10 protein-coding genes are annotated in these 12,357 nt (G+C 56.3%); 6 read left to right on the top strand and 4 right to left on the bottom strand.

Annotated elements, in window-relative coordinates:
- Nucleotides 1-4: 4 nt before the first annotated feature.
- Nucleotides 5-2,332, top strand: coding sequence for a glycosyltransferase (locus ACO6TI_RS27315; protein WP_422383764.1), 2,328 nt, complete (start codon nucleotides 5-7; stop codon nucleotides 2,330-2,332).
- A gap of 5 nt (nucleotides 2,333-2,337) precedes the next feature.
- On the opposite strand, the gene ACO6TI_RS27310 is transcribed toward ACO6TI_RS27315, so the two are convergent.
- From ACO6TI_RS27310 to ACO6TI_RS27300, 3 genes are all read right to left on the bottom strand, one after another.
- On the bottom strand, nucleotides 2,338-3,060 hold the full coding sequence (locus ACO6TI_RS27310) for a hypothetical protein (protein ID WP_422383763.1): 723 nt from the start codon (nucleotides 3,058-3,060) through the stop codon (nucleotides 2,338-2,340).
- Between the two features lie 396 nt (nucleotides 3,061-3,456).
- Nucleotides 3,457-3,999: a TlpA disulfide reductase family protein gene (locus ACO6TI_RS27305; protein WP_196999705.1), complete on the bottom strand. Its 543-nt coding sequence runs from the start codon at nucleotides 3,997-3,999 to the stop codon at nucleotides 3,457-3,459.
- 532 nt (nucleotides 4,000-4,531) lie between these two features.
- Complete coding sequence (locus ACO6TI_RS27300) at nucleotides 4,532-4,675, bottom strand: hypothetical protein (RefSeq protein WP_158510407.1); 144 nt, start codon at nucleotides 4,673-4,675, stop codon at nucleotides 4,532-4,534.
- Nucleotides 4,676-4,879: 204 nt separating this feature from the next.
- Between ACO6TI_RS27300 and ACO6TI_RS27295 the strand changes: the two genes are divergently transcribed.
- The 5 genes from ACO6TI_RS27295 to ACO6TI_RS27275 all read left to right on the top strand — a co-directional run bounded on the left by ACO6TI_RS27295 (nucleotide 4,880) and on the right by ACO6TI_RS27275 (nucleotide 10,870).
- Nucleotides 4,880-5,140 carry a DUF4212 domain-containing protein gene (locus tag ACO6TI_RS27295; protein WP_029060977.1) on the top strand — a complete coding sequence of 87 codons (261 nt, stop codon included), beginning with the start codon at nucleotides 4,880-4,882 and terminating at the stop codon, nucleotides 5,138-5,140.
- 14 nt (nucleotides 5,141-5,154) lie between these two features.
- Nucleotides 5,155-6,942, top strand: a complete 1,788-nt coding sequence (locus tag ACO6TI_RS27290) for a sodium:solute symporter family protein (RefSeq protein ID WP_055117521.1) — start codon at nucleotides 5,155-5,157, stop codon at nucleotides 6,940-6,942.
- Between the two features lie 105 nt (nucleotides 6,943-7,047).
- Nucleotides 7,048-8,877, top strand: a complete 1,830-nt coding sequence (locus ACO6TI_RS27285; protein WP_422383762.1) for a DUF294 nucleotidyltransferase-like domain-containing protein — start codon at nucleotides 7,048-7,050, stop codon at nucleotides 8,875-8,877.
- A gap of 59 nt (nucleotides 8,878-8,936) precedes the next feature.
- Nucleotides 8,937-9,458 (top strand): hypothetical protein, encoded by a 522-nt coding sequence (locus ACO6TI_RS27280; protein WP_196877222.1) that lies wholly within the window; start codon nucleotides 8,937-8,939, stop codon nucleotides 9,456-9,458.
- Nucleotides 9,455-10,870, top strand: coding sequence for an exonuclease domain-containing protein (locus tag ACO6TI_RS27275; RefSeq protein ID WP_209018538.1), 1,416 nt, complete (start codon nucleotides 9,455-9,457; stop codon nucleotides 10,868-10,870). The genes ACO6TI_RS27280 and ACO6TI_RS27275 overlap by 4 nt, the downstream gene beginning before the upstream one ends.
- 41 nt (nucleotides 10,871-10,911) lie before the next feature.
- Here the strand turns inward: ACO6TI_RS27275 and ACO6TI_RS27270 are convergent, their stop codons facing one another.
- On the bottom strand, nucleotides 10,912-12,054 hold the full coding sequence (locus tag ACO6TI_RS27270; RefSeq protein ID WP_209003687.1) for a hypothetical protein: 1,143 nt from the start codon (nucleotides 12,052-12,054) through the stop codon (nucleotides 10,912-10,914).
- Nucleotides 12,055-12,357 lie beyond the last annotated feature (303 nt).

The raw sequence follows: 12,357 nt of genomic DNA, 5'->3' as shown, positions 1-12,357 counted from the left end.
GTAATTGGCTCGCTCCGCAGCTGTCCGGCTTGATATCTGTGCATTTGCAGATATCCGCAAAGGGGACGTCGCCGCGCCGTTGCATGCCGCTGCTCTCGAAGCATTCGTTGCTGCGGGATACAGCGTCGGCGTATTGCCGGTAGCACCCTCCACGATCGAGGTGGATGCCTATTCAGTCGACCCTCGCTATCACAGACTGTTCCAAGAAGATCGCATAACGCGCCTTGCTCCCGGCGCCATTGTGGAATGTGCGCTTGCGCTTTCATTCGACGTTCGTCTGTTTGCAGAGCCCTGGGACCAGGCCTGCCGCATCAAAGCAGACCATCGCATCGTTACCCTCGAGCGCCCGGCAGCGTTGGCGTCCTTGACTGCGCAAGAGCGTGAATGTGTCGCTGAAAATGCTCGCGAGGCACTTGGCGGACCGGTGGTCTGGGCGCCGAACTCAAGACTCAGCCGCGATGCGCTGTCTGCGCTTGTGCCCCATTGGCCAGCGACCGATAGGGACTGGAACCCGGTGGTTCCCGATTGTCCGCCTCGTTCCCGTGACGCGATAGAACGGGCGCGACCGGTTGTCGGAATGGCCCGTATTGCGCGTTCAAGACCAGGGACCTGGCCGGTATCCGTGAGAGAGGGCGCACGCGCGTTTCGCGTCTCGAAGGTCATGTGGCGGTTGCGCGCAGCACCGAATGCAGAGCGTCCCGTCTGGCCGCAATCTGCTCCCATGGAGGTTTGGCCGGATGACCAGATCGATCTTGCGGATTTTCTCGCAAGTATAGACATTCTGGCGAATGCCGATCTCGCCGCTGACGATCCCTGTCCGGCCGAAGCCATGATGGCGCTCGGCAATCGCGTCGTGCCATTTCTTGAACCGGAGTACAGAGCCGTCTTCGCAGGTTCTGCCATCTACGGGCGACCTTCGGAACTGGCCCAGCGCGCGCTCGAGTTTCATGAAAATCCGGATCTTGCAGCTGACCTGCGCAACAGTGGCAAGGATCTGGTCGCCAAGGTTTATTCTCCCCAATCTGCGGTTGAGCGTGTGCAGCATCTGATCGGTGCACCACGACCAAATCCCTACACTCCCGCCGTTCACGCAATGCCGGGAGGCCGAGCGCTGTTCTTTTCAACAAACGGCGTCGGACTTGGCCATCTGACGCGGCAACTTGCCGTCGCACGCAGGATGCCCGCCCGTCTGACACCGGTGTTTGTCAGCCACTCGCAAGCGGTGGATGTCGTGGGTGACTACGGATACGTTGCTGAATATCTGCCTTACCATGCTGCCTATGGCGAGCGGAAAGAACATTGGAACGCGGCTTTGGCGGAAGCACTGACGACCGCGATCGAGTTCTATGATCCGCGTGTTGTGGTCTTTGACGGCAACGTTCCATTTGCAGGACTTATGAAGGCTTTGGATTCGTGCCCGGGTGTGGCACGCGTTTGGATCCGGCGAGCGCTCTGGGGTCCGGATCGCGATCTGGACGCACTGGAACGCGGCTCTGCCTTCGACCTGATCCTTGAGCCAGGCGAACATGCCTGGGCACGGGACGATGGCCCGACGGTGGCCCGGCGCGAACAGGCGCTTCAAGTGCCACCGGTGCGGCTGCTCGACGAGGATGAGTTGCTGGAGCGTAAAGCCGCGTGTGATGAAATCGGTCTGGATCCTGATCAGACCAACGTTCTGGTTGCGCTCGGATCGGGAAACAATATCGATACCAGCAGGATGACAGCCCGCGCTCTTGCCTATCTGCATGGTCGCCACGGTGTCGGGGCCACGGTTGCACAGTGGCGGATCGCCGATACACAGGTTGACCTGCCCGCCGGGGTCACCCGGCTCACGGATTATCCGTTCGGCAAATTCCTGCGCGCTTTCGATTTCGCAATCGCCGCCGCCGGATACAATACCTTTGCGGAACATCTTGCCGAAGGATTGCCAACGGTCTGGGTGCCAAACGAACATGCCCAGCAGGATCGCCAGATCCTGAGGGCGCGGTATGCAGAGGCGCGGGGGCTTGGGTGCCTGGTTCGACATTCGGCGGATTTCGGCCTGAATGAGGCCCTCGACCGAATGCTTCACTCAGAGACACGAGCTCAAATGCGAAACGCTCACCTGCAGATTGAAGACGACCTCGTGCGAAACGGAGCAAACACTGCAGCCGAAGCAATCACTGTCCTGTCCGAGACAGTAATTGTCCGGGAGCGACTAGCGAGCCTCGCGCAACAAGTTGGAGAACATTTGACCACGGTGACGGGGGATGCAGGAAACGACAGTGATCAGGTCGCAACGAAAAACGGCCCCGAAGGGCCGTTAAACAATGGTGGACGGTCTCAAGGCTGATCAGATCAGCTCTGCATCTTTCTTCTGCGCCATCCCATGAAGGTCATCAGGCCAAGACCTCCCGCAAGCAGCGGCAAGGCTGCAGGCACAGGGACCGGGGTCAGCTCGACGTTGATATCTCCCTGACCACTTGCGTTTTTCAATGCCGCGTTCGTGCCGGTCGTGTTCCAGAAGAACCACGTGGACAGGCCGAACTCGTCAATGTTCTTGTTGTTTGCGCCATACCCGAGTTGTGGCGGGTATTTTCCATCGGCAGGAGCCTCGGTAAGATCAAGCAGCAAGCCTGCCAGCATACCGAGGCCGGTCAGCGTGGCGCTGCCATAGCTGAAATATTCGAAGAAGTTTTCCTGATTGGCATACTGGAGCGACGAACATGCACCACCCAATTCGCATTTCGCTGTGCGGCCGCCTTTTTGGGTGAAGTTCAGGTTGACATCGACGCCGAATTTTTTCGTGGAATCCGTGTTATTGACGATCGTACCGGTCAGTTTGGCAGTTGAGCCGTCGTAGTTGAATGACCCACCTGCGGTATCGAATTGCCAATAACTGCTTGCGCCATGGAGCAAGTTCGGTAGCCAGAAAGTATGAAGATTGGAACCGGTATTGACGCTCTCGGTCTCATACGAGCCAGCGTAACTGCCATTCAGCGGAGGCAGTGGGGCCGCATTTGCGGGCGCGACAACCGCGAAAACCGCAACGACCGCTGCGGCTTTAAATAGTCCTGTCATGTGCACACTCCAAAAATCAATTATCCCGCTTCAGCGGTAGTTTTTAATATTGCCCAATTTTCTGCCCTTGGTTTAACCTTCAATTAACCCAGCGTAAAATGTCAAGGTACACACATACGTGTTAGGGACACGTTGTTGTGAAGGCATTTAAATGAAGCCTTTCCGGACCCGGTTTGCCGGTGTTCAGGAAACGCCAAGCGTTCCCCAATCCCCGCACTATGCTGTTTCTGATTGAAAAACAGCGCACCGGACCGCGGATCCGAAATTTTCGGACTCGCGTTGCTCAAAGGGTAAATTCAATCTCGCATGGCGGTGTGCTGAAAATCCAATTGCCGGACTGTTATGGCAGACAAATCCGCGACTGTTCTGTGCGATGAAACACTGCAGGGCGCACTGCTAGTTCATGATCTCCTGCAAATGCTGAATGCTCTCCTCACGGTCCCATTGCGCCGGACCGGGCATTCGGCCGATTTCTCGGCCATCAGGATCGATCAGGACAGTCGTTGGAATACCGAACACGTTCAGAGACCGCATGACAGCCTGGGATGGGTCGATATAGACAGGAAGATCACGCAATTCATATCGCCGGTAAAAGCGTTCAACCGTACCGGCGCCAGTGACATCAATGGAGATCGGCAGGATGCGGATATTCTGACCGCTCAGATCGCGCGTCAGCTGATCAAGCGCGGGCATTTCCTCGCGGCATGGTTCGCACCAGGTTGCCCACACATTGACGAACAGATACTGGCCCCGAAAATCCGCCAATTTGAAGGTTTGCCCTTCCGCATCCGAGAACTCGAAGTCCGGAACATCGCGGGGTGTATCGAGACGGGCGAATTTCCCGACCGGCAACTCCCGGGTGAAGAGTATCGGGTAAAGGTTCGCAACGGCTACAAAGCTTCCGATGAGAATCAAAAAAGTAATGAATGAAGTACGCATAACACCTAAAAACCCGGTCAACTTCGCGCATCGATACGCACATCCGGCACACTATACAGGCAAGTATCTCCAGAACCTTATCGTTGGTTCCAAATTCAATTGTCTCGCCGTTCACAAGCGCGTGCGTTGTTCGCCTACCGTTTTTCGAAGGCGTAATGAAGGCTGCTAAGTGGTGTTTACCGGGCCGATGGGAAGCACAGTGACTCAACCAGCGTGCTGCCGTTGTGATCGACCGTGCCGATGGATTCGCGGCGCTGTCGCCTGACCCAGAATGCTGCGCTGCATTATCACTTGGTAGAATAGGAATACCGCATCTGCTGTGTCCTGTTTCCGCCTGATTGGGGATCACGCGCCTATTTGACCAAGCAAATGGGAGAATTATTCTCAAAATTCGCGGAATTCTGCCAATTTTTATTGATATACCTAAGTATTAATCCGTTGAGATAATAGTATGGTTACGTATGATTATACCTAAGTATCGTAATTCGTAAGTAGTGTTGAATCCGGTTTTGCCGCTGGTAGGGTCCCGACCTTAGTTCTGGTCAATTTTCAGTTTGGTCTGAAAGGATGTCCCGAAACCCTTGTGAATCCCGAGTGAGGCGGGCAGGGCAAGGGTTTGGGGCAAGGGGGAAGTCGTGCCATGTGTTGCCGGATTCATCAGTGTCTGTCGTATCATCACGGCCATTCTCCGGCTTCGTCCTTTCTGAATTGACCCTTTAGCGTTCAGCCTCCCGTTATCAAACAGGCCGCTCATTTTGTGCGTTGCGACGAACACATGTTGCTTCGGTCAGTGCGGTCACCGGGAGAGCTGTTCAGGAAATCCGGAGCCGTCATGCGAGACGGTTTCCGGAAGACGACGGGACGAAGTGGAGGAGATGCCATGTCCGAGAATTCATCCAACAACGGGTATTGGTCCGCCAACATGCGGATCATCTCGATCAGCCTCGTGATCTGGGCGCTGGTTTCTTTCGGGTTCGGCATCCTGCTGCGCCCGCTCCTGAGCGGGATCGCCGTCGGCGGTACCGATCTCGGCTTCTGGTTTGCGCAACAAGGCTCGATCCTTGTGTTTCTGGCGATCATCTTCTTTTACGCATTCCGGATGAACAAAGTCGACCGTGAACACGGCGTGGACGAAGAATAGGGGCATTTGAACAGATGGATCAGTTTACTATCAATCTGCTGTTTGTGGGTAGCTCCTTCGCGCTCTACATCGGCATCGCGATATGGGCCCGGGCGGGCTCGACGTCGGAATTCTACGCTGCCGGGCGCGGTGTGCATCCTGTCACCAACGGGATGGCAACGGCTGCCGACTGGATGTCGGCCGCGTCCTTCATCTCCATGGCCGGACTGATCGCCTTCACCGGATACGACAACAGTTCCTTCCTCATGGGCTGGACCGGTGGCTATGTCCTTCTGGCACTTCTGCTTGCACCGTATCTGCGCAAGTTCGGCAAATTCACGGTATCCGAATTCATCGGCGACCGCTTCTACAGCCAGACGGCGCGGATCGTCGCGGTTGTCTGCCTGATCGTTGCCTCGACCACCTACGTTATCGGACAGATGACGGGTGTCGGGGTTGCCTTCGGCCGCTTCCTGGAAGTCGACAACACGACCGGTCTCCTGATCGGTGCCTGCGTGGTATTCGCCTATGCCGTCTTTGGTGGCATGAAGGGGGTTACCTATACACAGGTGGCGCAGTATGTGGTGCTCATTACCGCATACACAATTCCTGCAATCTTCATCTCCCTTCAGCTCACGGGCAATCCGATCCCGGGTCTCGGCCTGTTCGGCGATGACGTTGCCAGCGGCGTGCCGCTGCTGACCAAGCTGGACCAGGTGGTGACGGAACTTGGCTTCAATTCCTACACCGCCCACCATTCCAACACTCTCAACATGGTGCTGTTCACGCTGTCGCTGATGATCGGAACCGCGGGTCTGCCGCACGTGATCATGCGTTTCTTCACGGTACCAAAAGTGTCGGATGCACGCTGGTCTGCCGGGTGGGCGCTGGTATTCATTGCGTTGCTTTACCTGACGGCTCCAGCAGTTGGTGCGATGGCACGTCTCAACATCACCGAAATGATGTGGCCGAATGGCGGTATCAATGGCGGAGCTGTTTCCGTTGAGGCCATTGCAGACGACCCGAAATACGACTGGATGGACACCTGGCAGAAGACGGGGCTTCTCGATTGGGAAGACAAGAACGGCGATGGCAAGATCCAGTATTACAACGACAAGAATGCAGAGATGCAGACCCTTGCCGAGGAAAAGGGATGGAAGGGCAATGAGCTGACAAAGTTCAACCGCGACATTCTCGTTCTTGCCAACCCGGAGATCGCGAACCTGCCTAGCTGGGTGATCGGTCTGGTGGCAGCCGGCGGTCTTGCGGCAGCACTTTCGACTGCGGCCGGTCTGTTGCTTGCAATTTCATCTGCGGTAAGTCACGACCTGATCAAGGGGGCCTACAATCCGAAGATTTCGGAAAAAGGAGAGTTGCTGTCTGCACGGATTGCCATGGCGGTTGCCATTGTCGTTGCGACCTATCTGGGACTCAATCCGCCAGGATTTGCAGCGCAAACCGTGGCACTCGCCTTCGGTCTGGCAGCCGCCTCGATCTTCCCGGCACTGATGATGGGGATCTTCTCGACCCGTATCAACAACATCGGTGCTGTTTCCGGGATGCTGGCAGGCCTGGTCGTAACCCTGGTCTACATCTTCCTGCACAAGGGTTGGTTCTTCATTCCCGGAACCAACAGCTTTACCGATGCCGATCCGTTGCTTGGCCCCATCAAGTCCACGTCGTTCGGTGCGATCGGTGCAGCGGTCAACTTCCTTGTCGCCTACGTGGTCACAGGCATGACCAAGGAAACGCCGCAGGCGATCAAGGACCTGGTTGAAAGTGTCCGGGTTCCCCGCGGCGCCGGTGTTGCGCAGGATCACTGACTACGAATGCGGGCGGCTGTTTGCAGCTGCCCGACATGACCATGATCGCGTCCTGCCCGGGCTGCTGCCGGGCAGGATATTTCCGTTCCTGCCGAGGTCACCCTGATGTCGCCAAGTGTCGATCAGATATTGCGATTTCTGAAAACCCTGCACCCTTACGATGCCCTGTCGCATGAGGTGCTGGAAGCACTTGCAAACCGTTTCGAGGTTCGCAAGGCCGGGCCCGACGATCATATCTACAAGTTCGGTGAGACCCTTCCCGGTCTCTTCGTCATCTATGAAGGGGCGGTCAAGGTCAGGGACGAGAACAATGTCGTCGTCAGCCATCTGGTTCTGCGAAACACATTCGGGGAACGGGGGTTGCTGAAGGAAGGAACGGCTGTCACGTCCGCACAGGCGGACGAACACACACTTCTGCTTGTCCTTCCTCCTGCTGACTTCCGAAAACTTCTCGATGAACACAAGGTCTTTGCGCGCTTTTTCGACCGCGCGCGCAAATCAAGCACACGCGGCAGGGATCTTGCCACGAGCCTGGCGGAAACGCTGATGGCGCGAAATCCGATTACCTGTCAGGCCGATACGTCGGTCCAGGAAGCCGCGCGGGTCATGCGAGACCGCCACATTTCTTCGCTATGCGTGACAGATCATGCCGAAAGGCTGCTCGGGATCGTGACCAACCGCGACCTTGCGGGCAAGATCCTTGCGGAAGGACGACAAGGCGATACTGCCGTGTCAGAGGTCATGACAAGCACCCCGGTCACGTTGCCGCCATCGGCGATCGGAACCGATGTCCTGCACCTGATGATGGAACGCTGGATCGGGCACGTGCCGATTGTTGAGGGAGACAAGCTCGTCGGAATGGTGACGCAGACCGATCTGACCCGTTTTCAGGCAATCAGTTCCGCGGACATGGTTGGTCAGGTTACCCGTGCTGCGACCGCTGATGACATGGCTGGGGTCACAGCCCATATTCCACAACTTCTGCTGCAGCTTGTGGCCGCCGGCAGCCCACATGAGGTGGTCACGCGGCTGATCACCGATATTGCCGATACCGTAACCCGCCGCCTTTTGGCATTGGCGGAAATCAAACTCGGTCCGCCGCCAGTGCCCTATCTCTGGCTGGCTTGCGGATCCCAGGGACGCCAGGAACAGACGGGTGTGAGCGATCAGGACAATTGCCTGTTCCTCGACGATGCGGCGAGCGAGAACGACCGGGTCGGATACTTTGCGGATCTGGCGACGTTCGTCTGCGATGGCCTGAATTCCTGCGGTTACATCTATTGCCCGGGGGACATGATGGCGACGAACCCGCGCTGGTGCCAACCGGTGAATGTCTGGAAGAGTTACTTCGAGGGCTGGATCCAAACGCCGGATCCGGAGGCGCAGATGCTGAGTTCGGTGATGTTTGATCTACGTCCCATCGGGGGCCGCAAAGAGCTCTTTGAAAACCTTCAGGAGGACACGCTCCAGAGCGCGGCTTCGAATTCCATTTTCGTGGCGCACATGGTCAGCAACTCGCTGAAACATCATCCACCACTGAACCTGGTGAGGGGGCTGGCGACGATCCGGTCCGGAGAGCACAAGAATACGCTCGACACAAAGCTCAATGGTGTCGTACCGATTGTCGACCTTGCCCGGATATATGCATTGCAAGGTCAGATCAGCGCGGTGAACACCAAGGCACGTTTGCTGGAAGCGAGGGCAAACGGCCGGCTCAGTCAATCAGGCGGCAGCGATCTGCTGGATGCCTACGACCTGATTGCCGAAACGCGTTTGCTTCATCAGGCAGGGCTGATCAAGCAGGGCCAGAAACCCGACAACTTCCTTCAGCCTTCGACCTTGTCCGATTTTGAACGAAGCCATTTGCGGGACGCCTTTGTCGTGGTCAAGACAATGCAGTCTTCCATCGGGCACGGGCGCGGCATGCTGGGTTAGGAATTTTTCAGAAGCGAACCGGTGGGAGGAAGACCGAAGTTTCGCGCGGGAGGAAGAATATGTTTGTCGAGTTGATTGCAGCCTTTGTCGCCGGTATCGCGGCCGCGGGCGTCGTCATGCTGGTGAACAGGGTGCTCGGCGGACGTTTGCCGCGCTGGTTTGCCCCAGTGGCGGCCGGGATAGCGATGATCGTGACCACTGTCTCGAATGAATATGGATGGTTTGCGCGAACCAAAGAAACCCTGCCGGAAGGCATCGTCATCGCGCAGACGATTGAAAGCAGAGCCGTCTACAGACCCTGGACCTATATCCAACCATTCGTAGAGCGGTTTGTTGCCATCGATGTCGAGACCATTCGTACCCATCCAGAGCGGCCGAATGAAAGGCTTGCCGATACCTATTTCTTCGGTCGATGGGCTCCGGTGAACAAACTTACCGTTCTTGCCGACTGCACACGCAATCGGCGCGCCGCGCTGAGCGATGCGATTTCCTTCGAAGAAGGCGGTGTTGTTTCCGGGGCCGACTGGATCCATGTAACTGCCGACGATCCCATCGTTTCAACAATCTGCGGAGCGGAATGATGTTGACGTCGCTCAGCCTGCGCGTGCGCACCTTTCTGCTGTTTTCTGGTTCTGCGGCGGTTTGCTCGATCCTGGTCGGACTGTCGCACTATTTCGCATTCAGCCGGCTGGACGAAGGTGGGGTCACGTCCGCCTTTCTGATTTCGGGTTTCCTCTCGGTGTTTGCGACCCTGGCCGTGACGACCACGATCTGGCTGCTTTTCGACGAAAATGTTGCCAAGCCGATCGATCGTCTTGCTGCCGGGATCAGAACGCGTGCGCATGCGGGTGTCGATGCAATGGTCGATTTGCACGGTTCCCGTTTTCTTGGAGACCTGGGACCCGCGGTCCAGGCCGTGACGGGGAAACTTTCCAGGGTATCGGCCGAAACCGATGATGAGGTTGCAATTCAGACAGCGCGTCTGATGGCCGAAAAAGCGCACCTTGCCATGCTTTTGACCGAGATTCCGGTTGCAATCATTCTGGTCAGTCCGAACCACAGGATCATGCTCTATGACGGGCAGGCAGCAGATGTGCTGGGACAGGTGCATGTTCCGCGCCTCAGTGCATCCGTCTTCGACTATTTTAACGAAACCGAATTGAGTGCCGCTCAGGAAAAGCTTTCGGAAGGCCGCACCGAGGCTCTTGCGCAGGTTAAATGCAGCCAGGGAAATCTGCGATTTGAACTCCGCCTGAAGAAACTCAGGCAGGTGCCCGGCTACATGATCCTGGTGGATGGGACAAAGGCAAGGATTTCGCCGGATGCGGAGCGTCCGCTGATTTACGATTTCGACCTAACCGAGCACAAAACGGAGCACGCGATTGAGGACAGGCCGTTGCAGGAGTTGAATTTTGTCGTGTTCGACACGGAAACCACTGGCCTGATGCCCAACAAGGACGAAATCGTCCAGATTGGAGCTGTTCGTGTCGTCAAAGGCAGGATCGTTCCCGGGGAAAAGTTGGATCAACTCGTCAACCCAGGCCGGAGCATACCACCTGCCTCCACGAAAGTTCATCGCATAACGGACGCCATGGTCGCCGATGCACCCGACGCCGGCACCGCCGTGACAAAATTTCACGGGTTTGCCCGTGACTGTGTGATGGTTGCACACAATGCGCCGTTCGATATGGCGTTTCTGAAACGTCACGGCAGGATATGCGGACTAAACTGGGATCATCCCATGCTGGATACGGTTCTCCTGTCCGCCGTGCTTTTCGGCGACACGGAAGAACATTCGCTGGATGCCGTCTGCAGACGTCTCGACATTACGATTGCACCCGATCTCCGGCACACCGCACTTGGTGATGCACAGGCGACCGCCGAAGCACTTTGCAAAATGTTGCCGATCCTGTCGTCCCGCGGCTACCGGACTTTCGGTGATGTCATTCAGCAGACCCGCAAACACGGCAGGTTGTTGAAAGACCTCAACTGACCGGCTGACCTGGCAGCCGGCCTCGCAAACCGCAGGCTTTGTCAGTCGAAGACGTGACCGTGCTGGTAGCGCTCGTCCCTGCCAGCTGCAGCGGTCAGGGCGGCTACATTCGACTTGGTGAAAAATCCGTCGAAAGCCTTGCAGCGTTCAATGTATTCAGTGATCAGCAGCGTATGTGGCGAGTGCTTGGAGAAGATCTGCTTCAGATCGGGTGAATCTTTGCATTCGCCAACCACATGGGCGAGGAATGGAACGCCCTGCTGGCCAAGGATGCCAACGACATAGTCGACGTTTTTCTGATTCGACGGGTGATCGCCATCCAGAATCTCAACTGCCATGTGATGCATTCTGCGGCCGAAATTACGAACAAAGTTTTCCGTCGGCATCGGCAGGTTCTCGAAGGAATTGACGAAAGACGGCGTGTTGTTGGCGGTGAACACCTTGGCCGGAGACTGCTTGTCGTCACTCACGATCGGGCAGCGGTTCACATTGGTTGAAGAGTTCATGTCGGAAATGTTGTAAGCGCCCCAGAAGTAATACGGGACCATTGTCTGGAACTCCAGAATCGCGTCTTCGCGTTCCCCGGCAAGTATGCGTGTTGCCATGTGGTCGTAGCCGAGCATCAGTTTGTCCAGTCCGTGTTCCTCGGCGAACGAGATGCCTTCCTGAAGGGACGCCTTTTCTTCGTCGGTCAATTCAAGCCGCTCACCCAGCCCGATACTTTCAGGGTCGTTGAAATCGCAATTGCTGTAGCCGATCCGGTTGCCGGTGAAATCCGAGGGCAGGGAGAACAGAACACCCTTTGAGGTATAAAAATCATTCTCTGTTTCGCCGGGGTACTCGAAACGGATGCTCTGGGCTTCCAGGGTTTTGCAGAGTGATGCGGTATCCGGACATTGGAACACTTCACCGACGTAGCGCGTGTTGGGCTTGGACCGCGACGATGGATAAAGCACGTTGAGACGCCTGATATAGTCTTCATAAGCGTCGGAAAGTGGTTCCATCAAAATGACGGCCGGAAATTCGGGCCGGTTGTGCAGAACATGAAATTTATGTGTGCCGGAGACATAGCTGGAATGATAGCGGTTCGGCGTCATCCGGTGCAGTTCAGCCATCGTCGCAACGCCGTCCCCCGCCTCGACCTGAATGACGACTGCCTTCATCTGGCCGACAAGGTCATTCACGCCTGATTCCTTCCGGCGGGCATAAATCTTCGGCAAATACTCTTCAAAAAAATCAGAGTTTTGCTTGTCGCCTTTTGGTTGGTAATCGGAGTAATCAAACGGGGTCGCATCCATGTTACTCGTTTCCTTCAAGTCAATTGCAACATTCAAACAAACCGGGTTCAGCGGGAAGTGAACTCAAGTGGGGAGTTGAATTGGTTTGGTTTGCTTTGTCCAGTTGTAAGAAGCGGACGGCAGGAAATTTGGCACACAGTCAAGCTTATCCGATGCCATAGAGCGCTGAAAAAGTAAAATCCCGAGGAG

Origin of the sequence: Roseibium album (genome assembly GCF_965233825.1) — a bacterium.
Classification (GTDB): domain Bacteria; phylum Pseudomonadota; class Alphaproteobacteria; order Rhizobiales; family Stappiaceae; genus Roseibium; species Roseibium album.
The sequence above is the reverse complement of the archived record's forward strand: the minus strand, read 5'-3'. Positions and strand labels throughout refer to the sequence as shown.